The organism is Halococcus dombrowskii (assembly GCF_022870485.1).
Lineage (GTDB): Archaea > Halobacteriota > Halobacteria > Halobacteriales > Halococcaceae > Halococcus > Halococcus morrhuae.
The window spans coordinates 385,558-409,775 of record NZ_CP095005.1 but is presented as its reverse complement, the minus strand read 5'-3'; the positions used below and the strand labels follow the sequence as shown (position 1 = coordinate 409,775).

The window sequence follows — 24,218 nt, the reverse complement described above, 5'->3', positions numbered from 1 at the left end:
ATTTCCTCGTGGTCACTCGCCGTGCCAGGAGCCGGGCACGTCGATCACGTACTGACCGTCCTCCTGGAGGGCGATGATGAACTCCTCGCGATTGTACAGCTCCATCAGATTGAGCTCGTACTGGCCGGGTTCGAGGATCTTGATGCTCTCGAACTGGTCGTCGAGCTCACGACGGAGCGCCGCCATCTCCGCGTCATCCGCGCCGTCGGCGTCGCTGACATCGCTGTCGTCGGCGGGATCGGTGGGATCGGCGGAAGGGTCCGTTTCGCCTGCGGAGAGGGTGGCGGAATCGTCGCTGGCAGCTATGTCGTCGGTTCCGGGGCCCGCACCCGCGGCGAGGTCGTCCGGCGACGCCACGTCGCGGCGGGCGTCCGCCTGTGCGCCGTCCTCGGTTTCGACTGCAGCAGGGGTGTCGGAGTCGACAGCCGGTGGTCCGTCGGACGATGCGTCGCCCGGCCCATCGGCGGCCGGCGGTGGCTGTGCGGCTGCTGGATCGTCGGGAGCGTGTTCCGTGGCTGCTGCGTCGGTGCTTTCGTTTGCCGACTGGGCGGCGCTCGCCTCGCGCGCGTCGGCCGCCGGTTCGAATTTGAACTTGTTGCCGCCACAGTCCGGACAGCCCGACAGCATCTCCTTCGAGCCGTCGGGGAACGTGTGGCCACACTCCGTACACTGATGGGGCATTAGCGGGACGTGGCCGCCGAGTGCAAAGAGGGCGTCGGCGGCGTTGCAGGGGAAACGATAGTCGATGCGGTCACGTGCGGGTGACGAGCGCCGAGATGAGCGTCTCGTCCTTGTGGAGCGTTTCGAGGCGGTTGGCCGGCCCGATGACGGTGAGTTTCGTCTCTGTCTCGCGGCCCATCAGCCGATCGAAGAACCCACCGCTCGACTTCGACGAGCCGGGATAGGTCTCGATCTCGATGCCGGTGAACTCGTCGGGGCTGATCTCGGTCATCGTCACCTCGATGAGCTTCGACTCCTCCTCGGGATCGAGCCCCTCCTCCAGGATGACGATGTTGCCGTCGTGGACGCTGTCGAGGATCAGACGGATCTTCTCCATGCTCGCGAGCTGGTCCATCCGCTCGCCGCTGATCATGTCCAGCTGGACGCCGCTGCCGTCGGCGTCGCCAGTGGAGGGGTCGTCTGCTTCGGACATCAGCCGAAATACTCCGCGATTTTCTCGTAAACCTCGTCCATGTTCTCGCCCTCCAGCGCCGACAGCGGGACCGTCTCGTGCTGGGGGAAGGCGTTCGTGATGCGCTGGATGCTCGCGTCCTCGAGGTCGATCTTGTTGGCGAAGATGAGGACGGGGAGATCCTGGCTCTCGATGATGCCGACGAGCATCGTGTTCACCTGAGTGAAAGGGTCCTCGGCGGAGTCGAGCACGTAGATGACGCCGTCGACGTCCTCGCGCAGCCAGTGCATCGCCTCGGCGACGCCCTCGGTGGCCTCGCGCGAGCGGCGCACGGCGTCGTCCTTCTCCATGTCGTGTTCGATGAACTCCTCGTAGTCGACTTTGGTTGCGACGCCGGGCGTGTCGACGATATCGATGTTCACCGACTTGCCGTTGCGCTCGATCTCGATGTCCTCCTTCCGGCGAGCGCGGCGCGTCTCGTGGGGGATGTGACTCTCCGGCCCCACGGCGTCGCCGGTCCAATCGCGTGCGATGCGGTTCGCGAGCGTCGTCTTGCCGGCGTTCGGCGGCCCGTAGATACCGATACGCCGCTGTTTCTGCCCGCTCGAAAAGAGGTTCGAGATGCTGTTTCTGAGTCCTGCGAGTAGTCCCATTATTCTCTCCCACCCGCCCGCCGGGCGAATCCGGGCGTACAACGATATCGCATACACTTAAACCCACGTCAGACACGTATCAGGCTTGTTGATTCGACCGAACGTCCGTCCTGTCCCGAACTCGCCACAGTCCGATCGACGGTTGTCCTCGCCGTACCGATCGTCGATCGATCGTTCGCCGTATCTTCCTCTACGTTCGAAGTATGGTATACTAGCACATTCTCCCGCACCCCCACCCCTTCGTTTCGAGTGGAACGGAGATGGGGCGGTGTGTGGCGAGGTGGGTTTCGTGGGATGAAGCAGCGAAAGAAGCCACAAGGGGACGATGAACCATCTAGGATATGGTATGAACGGCCGAACGGTCGCCGAGATCACTAGAGAGATAAAAGGGTGTCGTCTCTAGAGTGTTTTCTCTACCCCTCGGGTGCTGTTCTCAGCGTCTTTACTTAATAGTTTCCCAATCTAGACGCTCCTCTCGTCCCCCACCCACCCCTCTCAGCCGTTCCACCTGAAACGAAGGGGTGGGGGGGTGGTGAACTGGTATGACTATTATCATCACCGTCCTCGACGATCCGTTTCGTCTGATCGAGTTGCAACCGTCGTTCGTTTCCGCCCCGCTGCCGCCCGAATCAACAAATTAATATATACCCAACCTCTGGTTCCGCTGCACGATTAACAGAGCAGACCAACGCACACCATCGTCCTATATCGACGTAGCTGCCTTCTCTCCGGGATATACGCCATCCTTTGCTGGTGTGCGGGCACTCCTCCATCCGAAAGGAAGGGGTCAGAACACGGGAACCGAACGGCAATGACAGGAAACGACCGACCATCCGACGACCGAACCGCCGACGATTCGTCGGCACCGCCAGATAGCGCTGATTCCGACGATATCGCGGGTGCTGATGATCGCATCAGTGTTGACGATGACGTCGACGCCGACGACACCGTCGGTACCGATGACGCCGTCGATACTGACGACGGTGTCTCGACGGAGCCGACCACCGGCCGGGCAACCGTCTCGACCGATACCGACGGTGATGGCGATGTACCGAACAGTGACGACGCGACAGACGAGACAGACGCTACCGACACTACCGACACTACCGATACCGACGCGCCCGCGGACGCGGACGAATCGCGAACCGACGCCGCACCGGGACTGTTCGACGATCTCCTCAGCGGCGAACCGATCTTCGAGAACAAGGACGTCCTCAGACCCTCGTACACGCCCGAACGGCTCCCCCATCGCAACGAACAGATCAACAACATGGCGACGGTGCTCGTCGGCGCGCTCCGCGGCGAAACCCCATCGAACATCCTGATCTACGGGAAGACCGGCACGGGCAAGACCGCGAGCGCGAAGTTCGTCAGCAACGAACTCGAAACCACCTCACAGAAGTATACCGTCCCCTGCGAGGTCGAATACATCAACTGTGAGGTGACGGATACCCAGTATCGCGTGCTCGCCCAGCTCGCGAACACGTTCATCGACGCCAACGAACGACACATCGAGGAGCGACTCGCCGACCTCCGCGATCTCGCCGAGCGCGCCCGCTCCGATCCAGGGGTGCTCGACGATCCCGACGTCGTCGATCCTGACGATGCCGAACCCGACGCCACCGACTCCCCTGCCGTCGAGTTCGACTCCGTCGACGGGATCGAACGCCGGATCGAACAGCTCGAAGCCGATCTCGACGAGTTCGAACCCGTGCCGATGACCGGTTGGCCGACCGATCGCGTCTACTCCACCTTCTTCGAGGCGGTCGACTACCACGAGCGCGTCGTCGTCATCATGCTCGACGAGATCGACAAACTCGTCGAGAAGAGCGGCGACGACACGCTCTACAACCTCTCGCGGATGAACTCCGAACTGGAGAACTCGCGCGTCTCGATTCTCGGCATCTCGAACGATCTCAAGTTCACCGAGTTCCTCGATCCGCGGGTCAAATCCTCCCTCGGCGAGGAGGAGATCGTCTTCCCGCCGTACGACGCGACCCAGCTCCGGGACATCCTCTCGGCGCGTGCGGACATCGCCTTCGTCGAGAACGCCCTCTCCGAGGACGTCATCCCGCTCTGTGCCGCGTTCGCCGCCCAGGAACACGGCGACGCCCGGCGCGCGCTCGATCTCCTCCGCACCGCCGGCGAACTCGCCGAGCGCGGCCAGACCGAGCGCGTCGGCGAGGATCACGTTCGCGATGCCCAGGAGAAGATCGAGCTCGATAGAGTCGTGGAGGTCGTCCGTACCCTCCCCACCCAGTCGAAGGTCGTCCTCTTCGCCGTGATCCTGCTCGAACGCAACGGCGCACAGAACATCAACACCGGCGAGGTCTACAACATCTACCGCCGGCTCTGCGAGGAGATCGACGCCGACGTGCTGACCCAGCGCCGCGTCACCGATCTGATCTCCGAACTCGACATGCTCGGCATCGTCAACGCGGTCGTCGTCTCGAAAGGGAGATACGGTCGCACCAAGGAGATGAACCTCTCCGTCCCGATCGACGACACCGAAGCCGTCCTCACGAGCGACTCCAGACTCGGCGATATCGAGGACGTCCAACCGTTCGTCCAGGCACGCTTCGACAGCTAATTCGCCTTTTCAGCCACCGAAGGTACTGTTGTCAACTCCAATACCAGTTCAGACTCCGACGGCGGCGGAATTCACCTGCCAACTGGTGGCTCCGGCGGCACTCCCGGGTGCAGCGGCATTCGCGGCCGAGACGGAACCCGCAGGTGAAGCGAGATCACCGGTCCCGACCGTCCCGAACAGCAGTCGGATCCGACCGAGCCACGGGATCCTGAGCTCGGCGGTCCCGGTGACCCAGTCGGATTTGACGGGGCTGCTGATCGGTCCGGCACCGGTGTCCACCTGATCGTAGAGCCCGTTGTTGTCGCCCTTGGTGACGAAGCCGGCGTGGGGAGCCGGACAGTTCGCCAGCTCCTCGCAGCTGTCGGCCCCGCCGAGATACTCCTCGTTGGCCTTCGTGTACCAGTTCTCGCTGTCGTTCACCCAGAAGCGCGCGCGGTGAATGATCGGCGTCTCCTGCGTACTGCCGTCGGGCTGGTAGACGATGACGTCACCGTACTCGCTGAACTCCTTGTAGTCGGCTGCAGCGCCTGCCTGATAGGGCACGACACCGGTCCCGTTGTAGGCCGCCCCGCCGGGGAAACGATGCTCCTCCATCAGGAAGACGAGATCGCCACGTTCCATGTGGGGCTCCATGCTCGGACTCTCGATGGCGACCATCGGTGGCCAGAGCCCGCTGATCGCGAACAGGAGGAGGCCGACGATCGCCACGACCGCGACGCTCGAAAGCACCTCGCGGACGAACGCAACCCACTCCTCGTCGGTGTTCATGAACCAGCGCACGCGCGCAAGCGGTCCCTCTCCGGCCGAATCACCCGTATTTGGATCGTCTCCACCGGAAACGTTCCCGTCGTCACGGACCCCGGTTTCGTCTCCAGGGTTCGCGCTGCTGTCGGTCGTTTCGTCCGTTCCGGAGTCGGGTTCCCGGTCGTCCCAGCGTCCGGGCCAGCCCTCGTCACCGTCTCCGGAATCCATTGACACCCATACCGCCGGCGGTCGTTTCAACGTTTCCTTCCCACCCGCTATCCTTTTGGTTCCCGCCGTGGAATCCGTCTCCGTGCCGCGTTCGAGCTCCGTCCGCATCGTCACCGAACTCGCCAGCCGCGGCTACAACGCCGAGCGAGAGGCCGTCACGCTCATCGCCGGGGCGAACGATCCCGAGCGCGCCATCGAGCGCGTCATCGAATCGGTCCCCGACGACGCGCTCACGCTCTCGGCCGAGCACGTCCGACGGAGCATCGACACGAACGACGCCACGACAGCGACTCACAACCCCTCTGTTTCGGGTGGAGACCACGACATGCAACCCGAAACCGACCCCACCGCTCCAGTCGAAACGAAGGGGTCTCACGGCGGCAATGACGACACCCAATCCGAACGTTCGGCCGATCCGGAGCTGCGTTCGCTGGCCATCGCGGGCGACATCACGGGGCGGTCGACCGGGACGGGCGAGTACGCCGACTTCGTGCGGACCTTCCGCGATCGCTACGAACGGCTCTCGAAACTGCTTCGCTCGCGGATCAACCATCGTCCCACCGAGGCCGTCGAGGCGATGGCCGGCGGCAGCGACGCTGCCATCGTCGGGATGATCTCGGATATCCGCTCGACGGCCAACGGTCACTGGCTGGTCGAACTCGAAGACACCACCGGCACCTTCCCGTGTCTCATCATGAAGGACCGCGATCTCGCGAGCGTCGTCGACGAACTCCTGCTCGACGAGGTCATTGCGGTCGAGGGCACGCTTGCGGGCGACGGCGGCATCCTGTTCGTCGACGATCTCCACTTCCCCGACGTGCCGCGCACGTACACGCCCTCGACGGCCGACCGCCACGTCCGCGCGGCGCTCATCTCGGACGTCCACGTCGGCAGTCAGGAGTTCGCCGCCGACGCATGGTCGGCGTTCGCCGACTGGCTCCATACTGAGGAGGCGAGCGCCGTCGAATATCTCCTCGTCGCGGGCGACATGGTCGAGGGTGTGGGCGTCTACCCGAACCAGGACGAGGAGCTCGACATCGTCGACATCTACGAGCAGTACGAGCAGTTTGCGGAGTATCTCAAGGAGGTGCCCGGCGACATGGAGATCCTCTTGATCCCGGGCAACCACGACGCCGTCCGCCTTGCCGAACCTCAACCCGGGTTCGACGACGACCTCAGGGAGATCATGGACGTCCACGACGCGCGCATCTCGGGCAACCCCTCGACCGTGACGATCGAGGGTGTCTCGATCCTGATGTACCACGGTGTGAGCCTCGACGAGGTCATCGCCGAACTCCCGGAGGAGAAGGCCAGCTACGACGAGCCACACAAACCGATGTACCAACTCCTCAAGAAGCGTCACGTCGCCCCGCAGTACGGGGGTCACACGCGCATCGCGCCCGAGGAACGCGACTACCTCGTGATGGAGGAGGTACCCGATATCTTCCACACCGGCCACGTCCACAAACTCGGCTACGGCAAGTATCACAACGTGCTCGCGCTCAACTCGGGCTGCTGGCAGGAACAGACGAGCTTCCAGCAGAGTGTCAACATCGATCCCGACGTGGGCTACGCACCGATCGTCGATCTCGATACGCTCGATCTGACGATCCAGAAGTTCTACTGAGCGGCCGTTCCCGTCTTACGGCCGACTCATTCATCCAGTCCGATGTAGCTACCCATCTCGGCGACGAGCTTGTCCACGAACCGATTCGTCACGCTTCCGACGACGTATTCGATCGTTTCGATTCGTGGTGAGACGATGGCCCACGGGTACGCATGACTCCGCTGTGGAAGGGTGCCGTGTGTCCAGTTTTGCTCGGTGATTTCGAGCGCGTGTGGCCGCGGTGTGGTCGAAACGGCGGCGGCGATCCATTGCTCGCCGGAAAACGGGTGCGTTTCGTCGTTCAAAACGACGAATGGGCGCTCCGTGTCGGCTGCGCGCTTGAACGGGTCGGCCGCCCAGAGAACGTGACCACGACCGATTCCGGCTGCGTCGTCCATCTCACTCCCCGTCCGATCGACTCTCGCCCGATTGATTCCCAACCGGCGTCGCGTTCGCCAGCCATGCCTCCCGGTCGAACGGCTCCTCGTCGTCGACGGCGAGCGTTTCCAGCAGATCGTGCAGCCCCTCAGCGGCCCGGAGCCGCTCTTGATCGTCGGTGATGGCCCAGTACCGCTCGCGATGGCGCACGAGATCCCGATTCTTCAACCGCGTGAGCGCGCTGCCGACGGCGTTCGGTGCGGCATCGATGGCGGCCGCGATCTCGCCGCGCGTGAACGCTTTGTCGTCGTTCGCGGCGAGATAGGTGATGACCCGCTCGCCGATCGACGGTTCGCCGAGACGGTCGTCGTGCTCGAACGCAGCGATATCGATGGGCATGCCTGTCGTGCGTACGGTACGGATCGGTATAGCTGTGCTGGTCGTGCTACCATTGACTCGACTTCGTCTCCTGTTTCCGGTATCCCTCCCCTCGCCTTTCTCGGGCGGCACCACGCTCCATCGTCCGTCGAAATATTGTTCCATCCGAAACGGTCCAGCGTCTCTCCGTCCTTTCAGCACGACGGAAAAATCCACCGGACGGGAACGGCTCGACCCAACTGTCCTCGCTTCGCAGAGCGTGGCACTCGTTTACGCAACCCCTACGTTTCGAGTCGAAACTTCACCGTCGGTGCGCCGTCGAAGCGCGGCCCCGGGCCGACCTCCCGGAAGCCGGCGTCCGTTGCGGCGCGCCTGAGTTCCTCTCGCGACGCCTCGACGAGCAGTTCGGCGGCCATCCCCTCGCTCCGCGCGAACCGTGCCGGTTCGTCGAGCAGGCGCTCGACGGCTTCCGGCTGGCCGTCGAACTGGGTGACGTGGACCGCGTCGCGGCGGGCATCGAAACTCACGAATCCGACGAGATCGTCGTCTTCTGCCGCCACGCGCACGGTTCTGTCGTGAACCAGATTTCGCATCGTCTCCGCCGGCGCGTCGCCGAGCGCGGCCAGCCGTCCGGCGTCGGCTTCGACGGCATCGCGCACCTCCATGCCTCGCCGTCGGGATGCAGGCAGTTAAACCCTCGACCGGCCGATCGCGCCCGAAACGTCACGATGGAATGGATGAAAGCAGTTATCCCCGGGCGATACCAGCGCTACCCATGCACGACACTCTCACGCGGCGATATCGCCGACGGAGGCAGGGATGCGCGTCGTAGCGAAGTTCGGCGGGACGAGTCTCGGCAGCGGCGATCGGATCAACCGCGCCGCCGACTCGATCGCGGCCGCCGTCGAGGCCGGTCACGAGATCGCCGTCGTCGTCAGCGCGATGGGCTCGACGACCGACAGCCTCCTCGACGGGATCCAGTTCGACGTCGCCGAGAGCGACAAGGCCGAGATCGTCAGCATGGGCGAGCGCACCTCCGCCCGGATGGTCAAGGCCGCCCTCTCGGCGCGCGGCGTCGACGCCGCGTTCGTCGAACCCGGCGGCGAGCACTGGCCGGTCATCACCGATTCCCACGGCGAGGTCGACGTCGAGGAGACGACCCGCCGCGCGCAGGCGCTCGCCGATCGCATGGGCGAGGTCGTCCCGGTCCTGACGGGCTTTCTCGCCGAGGATCACGCCGGTTCCGTCACTACCCTCGGCCGCGGTGGCAGCGACACGACCGCTGTCATGCTCGGCAACTACATGGACGCCGAGGAGGTCGTCATCGTCACCGACGTCGAGGGCGTGATGACCGGCGATCCCCGGGTTGTCGAGGGGGCCAGAAACGTCGGCGAGATCAGCGTCGACGAGCTCCGCAACCTCTCCTTTCGCGGGGCGGAGGTCATCGCGCCGAGCGCGCTCAACTACAAGGAGCCGGAGCTCGGGGTCCGAGTCGTCCACTACCAGCACGGCGACCTGCTCCAGGGTGGGACCAGCATCGAGGGCACCTTCGAGACGCTCATCGACCTCCAGGAGACGCCGCTGTCCTGTCTCACGGTCGCCGGGCGGGCGATCAGAAATCGGCCGGGCATTCTCGCGGCGCTCTCGGGCGCGCTCGGCGACGTCGGGATCAACATCGACGCGGCGGCGAGCGGTCTCGACTCGATCACGTTCTATCTCTACACCGAGGACGCGACGGAGGCCGAGACGGTGCTCCACGAGCGCGTCATCGACGAGGACGCCCTGTCGAGCGTGACCGTCGACGACGATTTCGCCGCGATCCGGGTCTCGGGCGGCGAGCTTCCGACCCAGTCGGGCGTCGTCCAGGGGATGATCGAGACGCTCGCCGACGAGCACGTCACCGCCCACGACGTCATCACGAGCGCGACCTCGGTGGCGGTGTTCGTCGACTGGGACGACCGCGAACGCGCGCTGTCGATCGTTCAGGACACCTTTTAGCGACCCTTCCGCAGCCGACTCCCGATCTGTTCCGGCAGTCCCGCCTCACTCACCGCGCGTTCGACGCGTTCGATGTCGTACTCGACGCGATGCTCGTCGACGCTCATCCCATCGAGATCCAGGGTCGCGTAGGCCGCCCGCGGGTCGCCATCGCGCGGCTGGCCGACACCGCCCGGGTTCAGCACGATCCCGCCGTCGTAGAACTCGTGATGCTGGACGTGGGTGTGGCCGAGCACGAGCACGTCCTCGCCGTCGAGCATGTCGGCGGCGAACATGTCGGGATAGGTGTAGCGATCCGGATCGTCGGGATGGCCGTGGACGATCTTCACTCGTCCGTCGAACTCCGTGCGCTCGTCGGGGAGCCCGGCGAGCCACGCCAGCTGCTCGTCGTCGAGATGCTCGCGGGCGTACGCGACGCCGGCCCCGGCCATGCTGTTGAACGAAAAGCTCGTCCCGGTCGCCACCGCGCGGTCGTGGTTGCCCATCACGGTCGGCACCCCGCGCTCGCGGAGCGCGTCGACACACGCGCCGGGCCACGGGTTGTAGCCGACCACGTCGCCGGCACAGACCAGCGCGTCGACGGGCGGCATGTCGTCGAGAACGGCGTCGAGTGCGACCCGGTTTCCGTGAATATCCGCGATGACACCGACGATCATGGCCCGGTTACGACCTCGCCCGCCTTCAATCGCCGTTCTCGATGGCCGTCTCGAACCCGTCGCCCGTCCGTGCGACACCGGCCGCACAGACCGCGTGCTCGAAGTCGGCGTCGTAGACCGCGCGTGCGGCCCCGGCGGCGCTCTCGATGGCAATCTCCGTCGATTCCGGACTGTCCTTCTCGTAGGTCGCCACCAGCGTCGGCTCTGTCACTTCCTCGACGACGAGCCCGTCGCGTCGGACCGTCCCGATGAAACTCTCCGGGCCGACGATGCCGGCGATGCGCGGGGTGTCGTAGTCGTCCTTCTCGAAATCGAGTGCCAACAGGGAGAGCGCGAGCGCGTCGCGGGCGGGATAGCCCAGTGCGAGTTTCTCGGCGATCGGATCGGTGTGCGAGCCGTTGCCGACGACGACCCGATCGTCGACGGGTCGCACACAGTTGTAGGAGACGTAGGGGTTGTCCGTCTCGTCGGCCGCGTCGGTCGGCACCACGGTGAGGCGGTCGTCGCGCTCGATGATCTTCCGGTTCGGGAACGATCGCGAGGAGACGCGGTACGCGCCGGTCTCGGAGCCGATGACGAGGAATCGTCCGACGTACATGGCGACCCTCCTCCTCTCGGCAGCAAGTAACTGGCGGTCGTCGATCGAACGCGCAACGCTTAGGTGGGTCGGCGAGATAGGTAGGAGTACAGTCCCATGGGGTAGTGGCCAATCCTGAAGCCTTCTGGGGGCTTCGACCCAGGTTCGAATCCTGGTGGGACTACTTCTTTCCAATCCGTCCTCAGTGTTTGACAGCCAGCTCGCCGCCACACTCCGGACAGCTCTCCGTTTCCTCGACGCTCTCGTAGCCACAGTCGAGACAGATGAACAGTTCGTCGCTCTCGTCTGGCGTCGGTTGGTCCTCGTGGCGTGTCATACGTTCTCTCGGAATGGAAGGCAGATAAGAACCCTGGCCAGGGTAAAATCGACCCTTACTCCGGCGGGATGTTGCCGGTGAGCACGTTCCGGATCGCGTGCAGGCCGGTCGCCGCGAGCACCACGAACAGGTTGAACAGCGCGTGCGGTACAACCGTCTTCGTCCGGCTCAGCTGACTGCCACAGGCCGGACACGTCGTTTTGCCGGTGTCGAAGCGCTCCCCGCAGACCGTACACTCCCGAACGTCGTGTTCGCGGTCGCTCTCGACGCCGACTTCGCCGTCGCCGAGCCCCGCCGCCTGCTTGATGCGTCGTGTGAGCGTCATCAGTCGTCGGATTCCGCGAGCGTTCGGTCGCCGCTCTCACGGGTCGTGCGCGCCGGATCGCTCTCCTCACCCGGCCGGAGTCGGACGCTCGTCACCTTGTACTCGGGCGTTCGCGCCGCCGTATCGAGGTTCTCCTCGTCGGTGAGCGTGTTCACGGCCGATTCGGCGAAGTGCATCGGGACGAACACGGTGTCCGTTCCCGGTCGCTCGGTGACCTGCGCCGTGACGCGGATCGTCCCGTGGCGTGATTCGACACGGACGTAGTCGCCGTTTTCGATGCCGGCGTTGGCGGCCGTCTCCGGGTTGATCTCGACGAAGTCCTCGCCGACGTAGGACATGATCCCCTCCTCACGGTGGGTCATCGTGCCCGTGTGGTACTGGTAGAGCACGCGTCCGGTCGTCATCGTCAGCGGGAACTCGTCGTCCGAGATGTCGGCCGGCTCGTTCGGTCCCGTCGGAATGAGCGACGCTTTGCCGTCCGCGGTGTTGAACTCCTCCTCGTAGAGGCGCGTGGTGCCCGGATGGTCGTCGTTCCAGCAGGGCCACTGGAGCTCCGCACCGTTTTCGAGCCGCTCGTGACTGATCCCGCCGTAGATCGGGGTCAGCTCGGCGATCTCGTCCATGATCTCGGAGGGCGACGCGAAGTCCCAGTCGTGGCCGAACCGCCTGGCGAGTGCCTGCAGGATTGCCCAGTCGCCACGCGTGTTGCCCTTCGGTTCGATCGCCCGCTTCACCAGCTGGACGTGTCGACTCGAACTCGTGAACGTCCCGTTGGATTCGACGGCGGTCGTCGCCGGCAGGACGACGTCTGCGTGTTCGGCGGTCTCGGTGAGGAAGATGTCCTGCACCACGAGGAAGTCGAGATCGTCCAGGACCTCCTGGGCGTGATCGACGCCGGGTTCCGAGAGCGAGGCGTTCTCGCCCATGATGTACATCCCGCGGAGATCGCCCCGATCGGCCGCGAGGAACTGTTCGGTCGTCCGCCAGCCCTCCTCGCTCGGGATCTCGGTGTCGTAGGCCGCCTCGAACTTCTCGCGGATCTCGTCGTCGGTGACGGGCTGGTATCCAGGGAAGTTGTTCGGCAGCGGGCCCATGTCCCCGCCGCCGCCCTGGACGTTGTTCTGCCCGCGGAACGGCGACAGCCCCGCGCCGGGTTTGCCGATGTTGCCGGTGACGAGCGCGAGGTTCGACATCGAGATGACGTTCTCCGTTCCGTTGGTGTGCTCGGTCAGCCCGAGCGTCCAGCAGAAACAACACGAGTCGGCTGCGGCGATCGTCTCCGCTGCCGACGCCAACTCCTCGGGCGGCACTCCCGACACCCGCTCGACGTACTCGGGAGTGAACTGGTCGAGATGCTCCTTCAGCTCGTCGAAGCCGTCGGTGCGCTCGTCGATGAACGCCTCGTCGTGGAGATCGTTTGCGATGATATACCGAGTGAGCCCGTTGATCCAGGCCGTATCGTAGCCCGGTTCGGTCCGGGTGTACTGGTCGGCGTACTCGGCGATTTGAACCTTCCGGGGGTCGAACACCACCATGTCGGCCCCGTCGGCGACGTTCTGTTTGATCCGTGTCGCCAGCACGGGGTGGGCTTCGGTCGTGTTCGAGCCCGAGAGCAGGTAGCAGTCCGTGTTTTCGAGGTCCTCCACCCCCACCGATGCCGCGCCGTAGCCGACGGTCTGTTTGAGCGCCGCGACCGTCGGCGCGTGACAGAGCCGATTGCAGTTGTCGACATTATTGGTGCCGATGACCTCGCGGGCGAACCGCTGCATCGCGTAGTTGTCCTCGTTCGTGGCCTTCGACGAGGAGATCAGCCCGAGCGCGTCCGGGCTATCTTCCTCGATGATCCCGCCGAGCCCGTCGACCACCCGCGAGAGCGCCTCGTCCCACGATGCCTCCCGAAACTCGCCGTTCTCCTTGACGAGCGGTTCGGTGAGACGGTCGTCGCTGTTCACGTAGTTGTAACTAAATTTCCCCTTCACGCAGGTCGAGATGCCGTTGATCGGCGCTTTCTCGGGATCGGTCGGTCGTGCGCCGAGCACCTCCCCGTCCTTCGTGTGGAGATCGAACCGACAGCCCACGGCGCAGTAGCCACAGGTCGTGTCGGTCACGTCGACGTCTTGCAGACGGTAGTCCGAGAGCGCGTCGGCCACGTCGAACAGTCGCCCCTCGGTCATCGTGTTCAGCGCGACCGACTCGGTCGCGTGCTCGAACGCCTTGAACGGGGCCGTCTTCGTCACGTCCTTCTCGCTCGTCTCGCGGGCCTGGTCGCGTGCGCGCTGCATGAAGCCCGCGACGCCCTTCTTCTCGTTTTCGCCGTCGTTCCCGCCGCTTTCGTGTTCAGTCATCGTCGGCCTCCCCGTCGAGTGCGTCGTCCTCGTAGGTCTGATTCCCCTTCATTGGCGTCGCCGGGTTCGGCTGGCCGTCGTAATCCTCGCCGATGGTCTCGCCGATGGAGTTCTCCTGGGTGAATCCAGGAACCGGGATCGTCGCCGCGTCGGTGTAGTCCTGTTCGACGAGCGACCCGGTCGGACAGACCGTCGCACAGTGGCCACAGGAGACACACGTCGAGTCCATCATCTCGTCGGCACCGTTCTGGAAGCCGATGCGCGTGTCCGGGCCGCTCCCCTCGATGCGCAGCACGCCCTCGACCTGCACGTCGTTGCAGGCCTCGACGCAGCGATTGCAGAGGATGCACTTGTTCCGGTCGATCTGGATGAACGGCGAGGACTCGTCGATCGGCTCGTACTCGTCGCGGTCGTCGAACACGCCGTATCTCGGCACCTCGACGTCGGCCTCGATCGAGGCGTCCTGAAGCTCACACCGTCCGTTCTTCCCGCAGGTCGTACATCGGAGATTGTGGTCCGAGAGCACGAGGTCGAGATTCACCGACCGTGCCTCCTCGGCCTCCGTACTATCGGTCCGAACCGCCATGCCGTCCTCGGCAGGGTGGCTACAGGACGGAACCAGCCCGTGCTCGTCGGTTTCGACCATGCAGGTCCGACACTCGCTGCGCGGACCGATCCTGTCCGTGTCCTCGCGATCGTAGTAGCACAGCGCCGACAGCTCCTCGTCGGCCCCTACCTCTTCGAGCGCGTCGATGATCGTCGCCTCCTCGCCGACGCTCACCTCCTCGCCGTCGACGGTGAGGCTGCTCGTCTCGCGCGCGCCCACGTCGGGATCGGTCGCGGTGCCCGTGTTGAAGTGTTCGGTCAGCGGCGGATGCGGCCGCGGATCGTCGATCGACGGCACGCTCGGGAGCGATTCGGCTCGTCCTGTGTGGTCGGTGCTCATATCAGTTGGTCTCCATGCAGACGCCGCTCGGACAGCGCCCCTCGGCGTGGGCGGCGATCTCGCGCTCGAACGTGTCGATCGCCGTCGTCACCGGCCGCGGGGCGGCCTGTCCGAACTCGCAGGTGCTCGATTCCGCGACGACGCGACTCAGCTCGCGCAGTTCGCTCGGTTGGAACTGGCCATCATAGACGTCGCGCAGCAGTTCGACGAGCTGTTTCGATCCCTCGCGACAGGGGACGCAGCGCCCGCAGTTTGCCTCGCGGGCGAACTTCGCGCGCGCGCCAGCAAACTCCAGTGCACACGTCGCGCCGTCGAACAGTTCGATCCCACCCTCCGTGCCGAGGCGCGCACCGGCGAGTGCGCGCGCGCTCGCGGGCACGTCGAGCGAGCGCGTGATCCCGCCGAACCGACCGCCGACACAGGCCATCTTGTACTCCTCACCATCGGCGACCGCCTCCGCGAGTGCGGTGTCGGTGGCCAGCTCGACGGTCGTCGGCCCGGCCACGCCGTCGCCCGTCACGGTGAGGAGTCGAGTGCCAGGATCGGCCGCGCTCGTCTCGAACTCGTCCGGAGCGGCCGCGAACGCACGGATCTGCGCGAGCGTCCGCGGCGTGTGGACGACCGTCGGCCGGCCGTAGAGCCCGACCTCGCTCGGCCCCGGTGGTCGGAGGCGGGCTTCGAGGCGGTCGGCCCCCTCCATCGCTTCGAGCGCCATCGTCATCTCGCCGGCGATATACCGATCCGGCCCGGCGACGACGTCGATTCCCGTCCCGCCCGCATCGACGCTTTCGACGGCCTCACGGACCCGCTGTGCCGCGAGCTCGTCGTCCTCGTTCAGATAGACGACGACGTCGGTCGCCTCGACGGCCGCCGCGACCGCCAGCGCGCCGTCGAGAACCTCCGCGGGGCGACTTTCGAGCAGCAGTCGATCGCCGTCCACGGCGGGATCGCTCTCGTTGCCGTTGACGACGACTACCGCCTCGCCGTCGCTCTCGCGGGCGGTTTCCCAGCCCTCTGCGATCGATTCGTCGGTGTGGCCGTCACCGCGCCCGCGCCCGAGCAGGCCCGTGCCGGCCACACCCTCGCGGAGATCGTCAGGGTCGTCGCGCGCGCGTTCGGCGAGCGATTCGTCGAGCGCCGCCGGCGCGGCCCAGCCACAGCGCGCGAGCACGCGGCGCTGGCCAGCTGCCAGCGGTCCCGTTTCGGGCGTTGACATTCCTTCGTCGCTTTCGACGATCGCGTGTGCCTCGTCGGTCGGTAGCTCCCCGTCGTCGAGCGTTTCGACCAGTTCACGCGCACGGTCGGGTGAGACGTCCGCGTGGACGGCGGTTCGACCGTCGGCGGTGGCCAGCACCACCGGGGCGAGAGCCGCCGCACCGGTCGGGCCGGTCTCGACGACGTGAACGTCGCTTGCCGCCTCGCGCGCCGCCGCGAGCACGTCGTTCGCGCGGTCGTGCTCAGCGGAACCGACGGCGACGCGGATCGCCGGCGTCGTTGCTGCTTCGGTACCTACCATCGGACGAACTTTCACCGTGAGAACCAAAAGGGTTGTTCACAGCTACCGTACACGAGCCGCCTCGATCAGGCGTTCAGCACCTGCCGCAGCACGTCCGGAGCGTCTTCGAGTGCTCCGTCGAGCGCTTCGGTCTGTGGACCGCCGCCCTGCGCGAAATCCGCCGGTCCGCCGCCACCGCCGCCGACGCGGCCGGCGAGCTCGCCGACGACCTCGCCGGCGTCGATCGCCACTCCGTCGGGGACGGCGACGACGAACTGCGCGCCGTCGGTTCCGCTGGCGACGACCGCGACCTGTCCTCCCTCGGCGAGCGCGTTCGCCGTCGCGCGGAGCTCTTCGATGTCGCTGTCGATGCGCTGGATCACCGCACTCGCCTCGCCGACGGTAACTTCCTCGCCCTCGACGCCGCCGCTGGCCCGTGCCTCGGCGAGTTCGGATTCGAGCTCCTCGATGCGCTTGCCGCGCTCCTTCCACTCGGTGAAAAAGCGTGCGGCGGTCTCGGGCACCTCCGCGGGCGTGACATCGAGCGTCCCGGCCGCTTCGGCGAGCGCGTCCGCGGTGTCCTGCGTCGCCTCGATGGCCGCCGGACCGGCCGCGAACGAGAGCCGCTCGACGCCGTCCTGGACGCGCTCGGTGTTGAGTACCTTGATCGCACCGATATCGCCCGTGCGGGCGACGTGTGTCCCGCCACAGGCCTGAACGTCGTCGGCGACGTGGATCAGTCGGATGCGCTCGCCCGGTGGGATCCCGCCCTGATAGAGGTCGAAGCCGTACTCCTCCTCGGCGTCGTGGCGATCGGGCCATTCCGACCCCACCGAGACGTTGTCGGTGACGATCCCGTTGGCGACGCGCTCGATCTCGCGGACCTGCTCGCGGTCGATGCGGTCGTAGTGGCGCACGTCGATCCGCGAGCGATCCGTTCCCTTCTGCGCGCCGGCCTGTCTGATATGCTCGCCGAGCACCTGCCGCGCGGCGTGGATCACGATGTGGGTCGCGGTGTGGTTGCGCATCAGCTGGCGTCGTCTGCCGGCGTCGATCTGCCCGCGGACGAACTCGCCCGTTCCGGGGTCCCCGTCCGTGTGATGGATGACGACGTCGCCCTCGCGATGGACGTCCTCGACGTCGACGGTCGTGTCGTCGGTGCTCAGAGTGCCCGTGTCGGCCGGCTGGCCGCCACCCTCGGGGTAGAACAGGGTTCGGTCGAGTACCACGTCGTAGCCCTCCTCGCGCTCGAACGTGTCGAGCACCATCGCCTCGAATGCCATGCGCTCGGCATCGTCGTAGTAGAGCAGCTCTGTCTCGGGCAGATCGGCGACGCGCTCGTCGGTCTGCTCCCCCGTGTTCTCGGCCATGTCCTCCTCCCCGTGACGGGCGGCCACGAGGCTGTAGAAGTCATCGGGCACCGAGACGTCAGTCCCCTTCTCGCGGGCGATGTCGGCGACCATGTCGGGCTGGATCCCGTGGGAGTCGTACAGCTCGATCAATTCTTCGGTCGGGATGGCCTCGTCGCGCTCGGCGTACTCTTCGGCGAGCTGGCGCACGCGCCGTCCGCCGCGTTCGAGCGTCTCGCGGTATTTTTCGAGCTCCGTCCGCACCATGTCGCGGATCGTGTCGCGGTTCTCGTAGTCGAGGCGCTCGGCCTGCATGTCGACCAGCTCGTCGAGCGGCGCGTCCACTCCAACCGTATCACAGAGCCGTTTCGTCCGCCGAAGCACCATTCTGGCGAGATAGCCTGTTCCGACGTTGGAGGGGACGATCTCGTCGCCGAGCATGTAGGCGAGCGTCCGGCAGTGATCGGCGATGGCGTAGATCGCCTCCAAGGGTTCGAGCAGCTCGCGGAGTTCGGTGACGTCGACGCCGAGCTGTTCGGCGATCGTCCCGCGGGCACGTTCGGCGTCTTCGGCCTCGTCGATGTCCATGTGGCCCGCGAGCGTCGCCGCGCGCGTGACGAGTTCCTCCTCCTCGTCGGTGTGGTCGATGCCGGCGTTCTCCTTCAAAAAGGCGATCATCTCGGGGTAGATCGCCTCGTAGACCGTCGGCGTCCCCTGTGAGACCCACGTCCAGCGTTCGAGCCCGTAGCCCGTATCGACGATGTACGTGTCCATCTTCGAGTACGTGTTGCCGTCCTTCAGCTCGTACTCGCCGTCGGGGTCCTGCTCCATCGACATGAAGACGAGCGTCGCGAGCTCGACGCCGCGGTAGATGACCTCGATCGCCGGGCCGGCGTTGCCGCCGCCGACCCACGGGTCCTCGATGTAGGTGATCTCTTCGGGGTTCGCGCCCATCGCCTCGAAGAACTCGTCGCAGTATTCCACGGTTTGGTCCTTCCAGTAAACCTCGCCCTCGTAGGCGTACTGGTCGGGATCGTCGAGCTCCTCGCGCGCGTTGAAGGCATGATGGGCCATCATCTCGAAGGCCATCGTGTGTCGGCCCGTCTTGCCCACGTTGTCGATGTCCTGCATCCGGATGCAGGGCTGGGAGATCGTCAGCGGATTCGCCGGCGGCGGCGTCGCACCGCTCGTCACCAGCGGCTGGAAGTCGTACACGGAGGCTTGTGTCAACAGGACGTCGTCGCGCCAGCGGTTCGCCGCGACGGGATAGGGCTCGATGCGCTCGTGATCGTGCTCTTCGAAAAAGGAGAGAAACGCCTCGCGCATCTCCTCCAGACTCCGCTCCTCGTCGAGGCTCGGATTGCCGATGAACTCGTACTCCGCACAGGGTGGTTCGCCACAGTTCTCGCGGTCTGCATCGCGCGTCCAGAAGAAATCGCCGCAGTCGGGGCACTCCTTCCGGACGAACCCCTCCTCCTCGAAATACTGCAGTCGGTACTCCGCTTCGAGCGTACTCATGATATCCGCTCAAACCGCCGTTCGCCTAAAACAGTTGCGTCCCGTTCGGAACGGTCGATTCACGGTCCAGTCGGGCGGTTTCCGTACCCCGATCCGGGCAGTTTCGATCGGCGATAACGCCAAATCGATGGCTCGTTGATGACAGGTATGTCGACAGTCGACTGGCGATCGCTCCCCGACCGACGGCCGCTCGTCACGCTCTCGTCGGTCGTCGTGGCCTGCGTCCTCCTCGGCGCGGCCGGCGGGTTGATCACGGCCCCGCAGATCGAGACGTGGTATACGACGCTCGACAAACCGGGATTCACCCCGCCGAACTGGCTCTTCGGCCCGGTCTGGACGGTGCTCTACGCCTTCCAGGGACTGGCCGCGTGGCTCGTCTGGCGTGCCGGCCTCGACGATCGCCAAGTGCGGGTCGCGCTCGCGCTGTTCATCGCCCAGTTCGTGCTCAACGTCGCGTGGTCACCTGCCTTTTTCGGGCTCGAATCACCGATTCTGGGACTCGTCGTCATCGTCCCACTCTGGGTCATCATCGTCGCCACGATCGGTGCCGCGGCGCGCGTCGAACGCCGGGCGGCCGCGCTGCTGGTGCCGTATCTCGCCTGGGCCTCCTTTGCGACGGCGCTCAACTACGCCATCTGGACGCTGAACTGACGATTCACTCGCCCGCGTCGCCGAGCGCGAGCGACGCGAGCAGCGCCTCCAGCTGGAGCCGTTCGTTCGCCCCTTGCGTGATGCGGTAGTCCGTTTCTCCCACTCGTTCGAGCAGTCGCACGGTCGCCTCGTCGTCCAGTTCGAACGACCACGCCGAGCGGTGGAGCTGGTCGATGACGTCGCCACCGCCGAGCCCCCAGTCGGTGAGCAGGTCGTCGAGTTTCGCGCGTGCGGCGGTGAAATCGCCGCCGATCGCGTGCTGGACCATCGTCTCGATCTCCTCGGGCCGTGCGGCGGCCGTGATGGCGTAGACCGCCTCCTCGTCGACCGTTTCTCCTGTGGTGGCGGCGGCCTGCAGCCCGTTGATCGCCTTGCGCATGTCGCCGTCGGCGGCGTAGACGAGAGCATCCACCCCGTCGTCGGTGATCTCGATACCCTCCTCGCCGGCGATCTGCTCGACGTACTCCGCGACCGCCGTCTCGGGCAGCGGGCCGAACCGGAAGACCGCACAGCGCGACTGGATCGGGTCGATGATCTGATTCGAGTAGTTACACGAGAGGATGAACCGGGTGTTGTTCGCGAACTGCTCCATCGTCCGGCGGAGCGCGGACTGGGCGTCGCTCGTCAGCGCGTCGGCCTCGTCGAGGAAGATGACCCGGTAGTCGTAGCCGCCGAAGCTCGTGCGTGCGAAGTTCTTGATGCGATCGCGGACGACGTCGATCCCGCGCTCGTCGCTCGCGTTGAGTTCCAGGAAGTTGTCGCGCCAGTCGTCGCCGTAGATCTCGCGCGCGATGGCCATCGCCGAGGTCGTCTTCCCGACGCCGGCGGGGCCCGAAAAGAGCAGGTGTGGCAGGTCGTCCTGGGCGACGTAGCTCCGCAGCCGCTCGGTGATGTCGTCCTGGCCGGCGACCTCGGCGAGCGCCGACGGGCGGTATTTCTCGATCCAGATCTCGCCCCGGCCCCCCGATCCGCTGGTCTCGCTCATGGCGATGCGAAGGGTGGGCGGCTCTTAAGACACCCGAGACCGTGACGAGCGCTCGGAGCCGTCCGACAGCATCAAACCCGATCGTCGGCTCGTGTCGGTATGGTCACGGTCGATATCGTCGGCGGCGACACCCACGAACTCGTCGTCGAAGGGACCTACGGCGACCTGCTTGATGCGGTGGAACTGAGCCGCCACGAGGCGACGGTACTCCTGGATGGCCGACCGGTCCCGGCCGACGCTGCGATCGACGCCGAGTCCGTGCGCGTGCTCAGACTGATCAAGGGCGGCTGAACCGGTGGAAATCCGTCTCGCGCGCCCGGCGGAGCTCGCGTCAGTGATGAACGTCCTGGATGGGGCGTCGCTCGCGATCGACGCCGACACCGTCCGCGAGCGCATCGGGGCGGACGCGGTGTGGATCGCCATCGCGGATGATCGATGTCTCGGTGTGTGCGTGCTCGACGGCCGGGAGATCGACGCCATCGCCGTCCGTCGGCGGCGACGCGGCCAGGGTATCGGGACGCGACTGGTCGAGCGCGCCGCCGCAGCGACCGCTGGCGATCTCCGTGCCGAATTCCACCGCCGCGTTCGCCCGTTCTACGATTCACTCGGATTCGCGATCGAGCCGACCGACGAACCGGACCGGTTCCGTGGACAGTACGAATAACGTGTTGACTGCTGACGACCCGCCGGCAGCGCCTGCTGCGCAATTCGATATATCGCATGTCGCGATAGCGAACGACACCTGTGGCGTCGAACATCGACATCCGGTGCTCTACCGACTGCCGAACTGCTCGTTGATCGGCTTGGGGTCATGTGAGGCGAAACCGATTCCTCACTGATCGCTGTAGTGAACGAAATGTCGAAGATCGACGCCGTCTGTTTCGATCTGGATAGCACGCTCTGTCTCTCCGATCAGTCCGATCGGACGATCCACCGGGCGGTTTTCGAACGTGCGGGGATCGACCCGCTCTTTGCGCCCGCCGATGTCCGTGCAGTCGATACGACCACCATCGAAACGGCCGCAAACGACGCGGAGTTCTATACGAATCTCTACCGCACAGTTCTCGAAGATCGCCCGACGGAGACCGTTATCGACCCGTCGCTTCTCGTGACACTCGGCGAGATCACTGCTGACGTCGTCGACGAAACGGCCGTCTTGTTTCGTCCCGGAGCGAAGAACGCTCTCGAATACGCCCGCGAACGCTACGCCGTCGGTCTCGTTACGAACGGTGGCAAGCGGACCCAGAGAGCGAAACTGGAGTCTCTCGGCATCGCGGACGTCTTCGAGTGACGGTGTTCTGTGATCCAGACCAAGGAATCTCGCCGAAACCGGCACTACAGCCGTTTAGAAGCGTTCTTTCTGCACTTTCCGTGCCGGCTGAAACGACAGTCCATGTCGGCGACGACCATGCTGCCGACATCGTTGGCGCTCACGAAGCGGGGTTGCAGTCGGTGTGGGTACCCTCGAACCGTCAGCACGGAACCCATCCGAACGACCCCGATCCAGCGCCGACGTATCGGATCGAGTCCCCAGCTGAGCTGCCCGGAATCCTTTGATCGGAAGACGACCGGAATGGATCTCCGATTCAGAACGTATTACGTTAGCAACCCGGCCTGACGTTCGATGGTGGTGTATGGCGAACCGAGATAGTCACTCCTGATGTGATCGATGTTCGGCGATTCCTCCTCCCCTTCACCTCTCCTCTGTATCGCTCGGATCGTATCGCCGATGGACCGAATTACTATAGCGGTAAACGGTGTATCGATCTCGTCTTCGTCGGTTCCGCAATCGATCATCGACTTGGTCGCACGCATTTGTTTCGTCGCGTGAATCCGATAGCGGCCGTCATGTTCCGATCATCACGCGCTCTCGCCGGTCACTGTTCGAATCACCTTCGAGAGCTCGGTCCGCGGTGACGTTCACGCCGAAAATCGTTCCGAGTCGCCCTGGTGTTCTCCTCATCGACGATGTTGTGCAGTAGTTTTCGTACTGTACGGCAAACTACCGCTTTCCTTCATCGACGGCACCACCTAGGGTCTTCTGTTCTGCGGCACGGAGATGCTGTGTGAACGTCGAGCGGGAAATATCCAGCATCGTCGCAAGTTCCTCGGCGTTCTTCCCCCGTGGCCGCTCGAAATACCCCATCTCCAGCGCTATCTCGAGCACTTGCCGTTGGCGATCGGTCAACGGTGGACAGTCGTCGCTGCTCTCGGCAGGACTCCGTGTTGGATCCGTTTGGACCATCGTCATCGAAACGCTCTCGTAAACGTCTCCAAGTCTGGTTTCGATCTGTTTGGTGGATGTGGTCTCTCCGAGACGAGCCGACACGCTCGCCCGCCCATCCGTAATGGATGTGCGCTCGAAGCGAGCACCACGTTCGACAACGGTCAGTTCCGGAATCGGTCTCTCGCTGACGACACCACACCGAACTGGGCCGCCAGTTTCATAGACATCAATCGATCGAATCGCATCAACGGTTGACGCCGCATCAAGAAGTGATTCCTTCGAGCTGTCTGAGGTGGTCACGACACAGAGCACTTCGGTCTCGTTTCGTGGGATTACGGTCGTCACCTCTACTGTCGGTGAGTCAGAGAGTGCTCGCGAGAGCGCTACAAGCGGGATCTCCCGGTCGCTGATCGTGAATTCGACGTGAGTCGTGTTTGATGTGAGCAGCGTCTCCCGCCAGTTGGTCGCCTGCAATGCATAGCCAATCGTGTCGGCATATTCGCTGATGAACGCGATCTCGCGCTCGTCGACTTGTCTGGAGTCGGTAGCGTAGACAGCGAGCACGCCAAAGCGGATCTGATCGTGCTTGATCGGTACCGCGCCGATAGATCGGAACCCGTGCTTTGAGGCGAGGCGCTCCCATTGCTCTCGGTCACAATCGGAGTCAGTATTCCCGTCGCTCATCCGGTTGGCGACAGTCTCCAATCCGGCTGCGTCCGGTGCATCTGTAGCAGACGCGCCCTCATACGAAGGGATGAGTACTGAGTCGTTCTCGTCGAGTGAAACGAGCGCTGGCTCCGAGCTACTGCCGATTTCCGTCTCGCCATCCAAAATCTGCGTAACGTACTCGGTTGCTCCCGCGCTCGCAAGCGGAACGATCGCTCCTTCGCTGTCGTGAACACCGATCCATGCACACGCATACTGGCGCTCGTCGACGAGGTGTCGACAGATATCGCTGGCGAGCTCCTCGCGTGTGACGCTCGTAGTGATCATCTCCAACAGTGCCTCCTTGCTTCGGCGCTCGTGAGCGAGTGCGCGCTCGGTACGAACGGAATCGACTGCGGATTCGATGCGACGGCGCAGGAGTGTTGATTGATCTC

General features: G+C 64.9%; 25 protein-coding genes and 1 tRNA gene. 9 read left to right on the top strand and 17 right to left on the bottom strand.

Annotation, left to right across the window (positions count from 1 at the left end; translation table 11 throughout):
• Nucleotides 1-12: 12 nt before the first annotated feature.
• The 3 genes from MUK72_RS02180 to MUK72_RS02170 all read right to left on the bottom strand — a co-directional run bounded on the left by MUK72_RS02180 (nt 13) and on the right by MUK72_RS02170 (nt 1,785).
• Nucleotides 13-681, bottom strand: a complete 669-nt coding sequence (locus MUK72_RS02180) for a Zn-ribbon domain-containing protein (RefSeq protein ID WP_244703385.1) — start codon at nt 679-681, stop codon at nt 13-15.
• Nucleotides 682-751: 70 nt separating this feature from the next.
• Nucleotides 752-1,153, bottom strand: coding sequence for a DUF2073 domain-containing protein (locus MUK72_RS02175; RefSeq protein WP_244703383.1), 402 nt, complete (start codon nt 1,151-1,153; stop codon nt 752-754).
• Complete coding sequence (locus tag MUK72_RS02170) at nt 1,153-1,785, bottom strand: Era-like GTP-binding protein (RefSeq protein ID WP_004053908.1); 633 nt, start codon at nt 1,783-1,785, stop codon at nt 1,153-1,155. Before MUK72_RS02170 ends, MUK72_RS02175 begins: the two co-directional genes overlap by 1 nt.
• A gap of 811 nt (nt 1,786-2,596) precedes the next feature.
• Between MUK72_RS02170 and MUK72_RS02165 the strand changes: the two genes are divergently transcribed.
• Nucleotides 2,597-4,375, top strand: coding sequence for a Cdc6/Cdc18 family protein (locus MUK72_RS02165; RefSeq protein ID WP_244703381.1), 1,779 nt, complete (start codon nt 2,597-2,599; stop codon nt 4,373-4,375).
• Nucleotides 4,376-4,423: 48 nt separating this feature from the next.
• On the opposite strand, the gene MUK72_RS02160 is transcribed toward MUK72_RS02165, so the two are convergent.
• Nucleotides 4,424-5,347 carry a S26 family signal peptidase gene (locus MUK72_RS02160; protein ID WP_244703379.1) on the bottom strand — a complete coding sequence of 308 codons (924 nt, stop codon included), beginning with the start codon at nt 5,345-5,347 and terminating at the stop codon, nt 4,424-4,426.
• Nucleotides 5,348-5,429: 82 nt separating this feature from the next.
• Here MUK72_RS02160 and MUK72_RS02155 point away from each other — a divergent pair, with 82 nt between their 5' ends.
• Complete coding sequence (locus MUK72_RS02155; RefSeq protein ID WP_244703377.1) at nt 5,430-6,974, top strand: DNA-directed DNA polymerase II small subunit; 1,545 nt, start codon at nt 5,430-5,432, stop codon at nt 6,972-6,974.
• A 26-nt stretch (nt 6,975-7,000) separates the two neighbouring features.
• On the opposite strand, the gene MUK72_RS02150 is transcribed toward MUK72_RS02155, so the two are convergent.
• The 3 genes from MUK72_RS02150 to MUK72_RS02140 all read right to left on the bottom strand — a co-directional run bounded on the left by MUK72_RS02150 (nt 7,001) and on the right by MUK72_RS02140 (nt 8,374).
• Entirely contained in the window at nt 7,001-7,351 is a 351-nt protein-coding gene (locus MUK72_RS02150; RefSeq protein WP_244703375.1) for a hypothetical protein, read from the bottom strand.
• Nucleotide 7,352: 1 nt separating this feature from the next.
• The gene (locus MUK72_RS02145) at nt 7,353-7,730 is read right to left on the bottom strand and encodes a hypothetical protein (protein WP_004053888.1); all 378 of its coding nucleotides are present in this window, start codon (nt 7,728-7,730) and stop codon (nt 7,353-7,355) included.
• 260 nt (nt 7,731-7,990) lie between these two features.
• Nucleotides 7,991-8,374: a hypothetical protein gene (locus tag MUK72_RS02140; RefSeq protein ID WP_004053886.1), complete on the bottom strand. Its 384-nt coding sequence runs from the start codon at nt 8,372-8,374 to the stop codon at nt 7,991-7,993.
• Nucleotides 8,375-8,528: 154 nt separating this feature from the next.
• Here MUK72_RS02140 and MUK72_RS02135 point away from each other — a divergent pair, with 154 nt between their 5' ends.
• Nucleotides 8,529-9,707: an aspartate kinase gene (locus MUK72_RS02135; RefSeq protein WP_004053885.1), complete on the top strand. Its 1,179-nt coding sequence runs from the start codon at nt 8,529-8,531 to the stop codon at nt 9,705-9,707.
• Here the strand turns inward: MUK72_RS02135 and MUK72_RS02130 are convergent.
• Nucleotides 9,704-10,363: a metallophosphoesterase family protein gene (locus tag MUK72_RS02130; RefSeq protein ID WP_244703373.1), complete on the bottom strand. Its 660-nt coding sequence runs from the start codon at nt 10,361-10,363 to the stop codon at nt 9,704-9,706. The two genes, MUK72_RS02135 and MUK72_RS02130, sit on opposite strands and share 4 nt — an antisense overlap.
• Before the next feature lie 25 nt (nt 10,364-10,388).
• Nucleotides 10,389-10,961 (bottom strand): IMP cyclohydrolase, encoded by a 573-nt coding sequence (locus tag MUK72_RS02125; RefSeq protein WP_244703371.1) that lies wholly within the window; start codon nt 10,959-10,961, stop codon nt 10,389-10,391.
• Nucleotides 10,962-11,051: 90 nt separating this feature from the next.
• Here MUK72_RS02125 and MUK72_RS02120 point away from each other — a divergent pair.
• Nucleotides 11,052-11,124: transfer RNA gene (locus MUK72_RS02120), tRNA-Gln, on the top strand.
• Between the two features lie 18 nt (nt 11,125-11,142).
• On the opposite strand, the gene MUK72_RS20165 is transcribed toward MUK72_RS02120, so the two are convergent.
• The 6 genes from MUK72_RS20165 to alaS all read right to left on the bottom strand — a co-directional run bounded on the left by MUK72_RS20165 (nt 11,143) and on the right by alaS (nt 19,255).
• On the bottom strand, nt 11,143-11,277 hold the full coding sequence (locus MUK72_RS20165; protein WP_280518314.1) for a hypothetical protein: 135 nt from the start codon (nt 11,275-11,277) through the stop codon (nt 11,143-11,145).
• Between the two features lie 55 nt (nt 11,278-11,332).
• The gene (locus MUK72_RS02115) at nt 11,333-11,602 is read right to left on the bottom strand and encodes a hypothetical protein (RefSeq protein ID WP_244703369.1); all 270 of its coding nucleotides are present in this window, start codon (nt 11,600-11,602) and stop codon (nt 11,333-11,335) included.
• Nucleotides 11,602-13,947 carry a formate dehydrogenase subunit alpha gene (gene fdhF / locus MUK72_RS02110; protein ID WP_244703367.1) on the bottom strand — a complete coding sequence of 782 codons (2,346 nt, stop codon included), beginning with the start codon at nt 13,945-13,947 and terminating at the stop codon, nt 11,602-11,604. Before fdhF ends, MUK72_RS02115 begins: the two co-directional genes overlap by 1 nt.
• Nucleotides 13,940-14,893 carry a 2Fe-2S iron-sulfur cluster-binding protein gene (locus MUK72_RS02105; protein ID WP_244703365.1) on the bottom strand — a complete coding sequence of 318 codons (954 nt, stop codon included), beginning with the start codon at nt 14,891-14,893 and terminating at the stop codon, nt 13,940-13,942. Before MUK72_RS02105 ends, fdhF begins: the two co-directional genes overlap by 8 nt.
• A 1-nt stretch (nt 14,894) precedes the next feature.
• The gene (locus tag MUK72_RS02100; protein WP_244703363.1) at nt 14,895-16,409 is read right to left on the bottom strand and encodes an NADH-ubiquinone oxidoreductase-F iron-sulfur binding region domain-containing protein; all 1,515 of its coding nucleotides are present in this window, start codon (nt 16,407-16,409) and stop codon (nt 14,895-14,897) included.
• A 65-nt stretch (nt 16,410-16,474) separates the two neighbouring features.
• Complete coding sequence (gene alaS, locus MUK72_RS02095; RefSeq protein ID WP_244703361.1) at nt 16,475-19,255, bottom strand: alanine--tRNA ligase; 2,781 nt, start codon at nt 19,253-19,255, stop codon at nt 16,475-16,477.
• 147 nt (nt 19,256-19,402) lie between these two features.
• Between alaS and MUK72_RS02090 the strand changes: the two genes are divergently transcribed.
• Nucleotides 19,403-19,906 (top strand): TspO/MBR family protein, encoded by a 504-nt coding sequence (locus MUK72_RS02090; protein WP_244703359.1) that lies wholly within the window; start codon nt 19,403-19,405, stop codon nt 19,904-19,906.
• A gap of 4 nt (nt 19,907-19,910) precedes the next feature.
• Here MUK72_RS02090 and MUK72_RS02085 read toward each other — a convergent pair whose 3' ends face one another.
• Nucleotides 19,911-20,891: a replication factor C small subunit gene (locus tag MUK72_RS02085; protein WP_244703357.1), complete on the bottom strand. Its 981-nt coding sequence runs from the start codon at nt 20,889-20,891 to the stop codon at nt 19,911-19,913.
• 99 nt (nt 20,892-20,990) lie between these two features.
• On the opposite strand from MUK72_RS02085, the gene samp2 reads away from it, so the two are divergent.
• The 4 genes from samp2 (at nt 20,991) to MUK72_RS20400 (ending at nt 22,448) form a co-directional block, all read left to right on the top strand.
• Nucleotides 20,991-21,182, top strand: a complete 192-nt coding sequence (gene samp2 / locus MUK72_RS02080) for a ubiquitin-like small modifier protein SAMP2 (protein ID WP_244703348.1) — start codon at nt 20,991-20,993, stop codon at nt 21,180-21,182.
• Nucleotides 21,183-21,228: 46 nt separating this feature from the next.
• Complete coding sequence (locus tag MUK72_RS02075; protein WP_244703346.1) at nt 21,229-21,555, top strand: GNAT family N-acetyltransferase; 327 nt, start codon at nt 21,229-21,231, stop codon at nt 21,553-21,555.
• 192 nt (nt 21,556-21,747) lie between these two features.
• Nucleotides 21,748-22,182, top strand: a complete 435-nt coding sequence (locus MUK72_RS02070) for an HAD family hydrolase (RefSeq protein WP_280518313.1) — start codon at nt 21,748-21,750, stop codon at nt 22,180-22,182.
• A complete protein-coding gene (locus MUK72_RS20400; RefSeq protein ID WP_425311075.1) occupies nt 22,179-22,448 on the top strand; it encodes an HAD family hydrolase in 270 nt (89 codons plus the stop codon). The genes MUK72_RS02070 and MUK72_RS20400 overlap by 4 nt, the downstream gene beginning before the upstream one ends.
• Nucleotides 22,449-22,893: 445 nt before the next feature.
• Here MUK72_RS20400 and MUK72_RS02065 read toward each other — a convergent pair whose 3' ends face one another.
• Entirely contained in the window at nt 22,894-24,111 is a 1,218-nt protein-coding gene (locus MUK72_RS02065) for a helix-turn-helix domain-containing protein (protein ID WP_244703344.1), read from the bottom strand.
• Nucleotides 24,112-24,218 lie beyond the last annotated feature (107 nt).

What these genes read in the sequence shown, in the direction of transcription:
- MUK72_RS02180 (WP_244703385.1), bottom strand. Translation starts at nt 681, where the DNA reads ATGCCCCATCAGTGTACGGAGTGTGGCCACACGTTCCCCGACGGCTCG.
- MUK72_RS02175 (WP_244703383.1), bottom strand. Translation starts at nt 1,153, where the DNA reads ATGTCCGAAGCAGACGACCCCTCCACTGGCGACGCCGACGGCAGCGGC.
- MUK72_RS02170 (WP_004053908.1), bottom strand. Translation starts at nt 1,785, where the DNA reads ATGGGACTACTCGCAGGACTCAGAAACAGCATCTCGAACCTCTTTTCG.
- MUK72_RS02165 (WP_244703381.1), top strand. Translation starts at nt 2,597, where the DNA reads ATGACAGGAAACGACCGACCATCCGACGACCGAACCGCCGACGATTCG.
- MUK72_RS02160 (WP_244703379.1), bottom strand. Translation starts at nt 5,347, where the DNA reads ATGGATTCCGGAGACGGTGACGAGGGCTGGCCCGGACGCTGGGACGAC.
- MUK72_RS02150 (WP_244703375.1), bottom strand. Translation starts at nt 7,351, where the DNA reads ATGGACGACGCAGCCGGAATCGGTCGTGGTCACGTTCTCTGGGCGGCC.
- MUK72_RS02145 (WP_004053888.1), bottom strand. Translation starts at nt 7,730, where the DNA reads ATGCCCATCGATATCGCTGCGTTCGAGCACGACGACCGTCTCGGCGAA.
- MUK72_RS02140 (WP_004053886.1), bottom strand. Translation starts at nt 8,374, where the DNA reads ATGGAGGTGCGCGATGCCGTCGAAGCCGACGCCGGACGGCTGGCCGCG.
- MUK72_RS02135 (WP_004053885.1), top strand. Translation starts at nt 8,529, where the DNA reads ATGCGCGTCGTAGCGAAGTTCGGCGGGACGAGTCTCGGCAGCGGCGAT.
- MUK72_RS02130 (WP_244703373.1), bottom strand. Translation starts at nt 10,363, where the DNA reads ATGATCGTCGGTGTCATCGCGGATATTCACGGAAACCGGGTCGCACTC.
- MUK72_RS02125 (WP_244703371.1), bottom strand. Translation starts at nt 10,961, where the DNA reads ATGTACGTCGGACGATTCCTCGTCATCGGCTCCGAGACCGGCGCGTAC.
- MUK72_RS20165 (WP_280518314.1), bottom strand. Translation starts at nt 11,277, where the DNA reads ATGACACGCCACGAGGACCAACCGACGCCAGACGAGAGCGACGAACTG.
- MUK72_RS02115 (WP_244703369.1), bottom strand. Translation starts at nt 11,602, where the DNA reads ATGACGCTCACACGACGCATCAAGCAGGCGGCGGGGCTCGGCGACGGC.
- fdhF (WP_244703367.1), bottom strand. Translation starts at nt 13,947, where the DNA reads ATGACTGAACACGAAAGCGGCGGGAACGACGGCGAAAACGAGAAGAAG.
- MUK72_RS02105 (WP_244703365.1), bottom strand. Translation starts at nt 14,893, where the DNA reads ATGAGCACCGACCACACAGGACGAGCCGAATCGCTCCCGAGCGTGCCG.
- MUK72_RS02100 (WP_244703363.1), bottom strand. Translation starts at nt 16,409, where the DNA reads ATGGTAGGTACCGAAGCAGCAACGACGCCGGCGATCCGCGTCGCCGTC.
- alaS (WP_244703361.1), bottom strand. Translation starts at nt 19,255, where the DNA reads ATGAGTACGCTCGAAGCGGAGTACCGACTGCAGTATTTCGAGGAGGAG.
- MUK72_RS02090 (WP_244703359.1), top strand. Translation starts at nt 19,403, where the DNA reads ATGTCGACAGTCGACTGGCGATCGCTCCCCGACCGACGGCCGCTCGTC.
- MUK72_RS02085 (WP_244703357.1), bottom strand. Translation starts at nt 20,891, where the DNA reads ATGAGCGAGACCAGCGGATCGGGGGGCCGGGGCGAGATCTGGATCGAG.
- samp2 (WP_244703348.1), top strand. Translation starts at nt 20,991, where the DNA reads ATGGTCACGGTCGATATCGTCGGCGGCGACACCCACGAACTCGTCGTC.
- MUK72_RS02075 (WP_244703346.1), top strand. Translation starts at nt 21,229, where the DNA reads ATGAACGTCCTGGATGGGGCGTCGCTCGCGATCGACGCCGACACCGTC.
- MUK72_RS02070 (WP_280518313.1), top strand. Translation starts at nt 21,748, where the DNA reads ATGTCGAAGATCGACGCCGTCTGTTTCGATCTGGATAGCACGCTCTGT.
- MUK72_RS02065 (WP_244703344.1), bottom strand. Translation starts at nt 24,111, where the DNA reads ATGATCACTACGAGCGTCACACGCGAGGAGCTCGCCAGCGATATCTGT.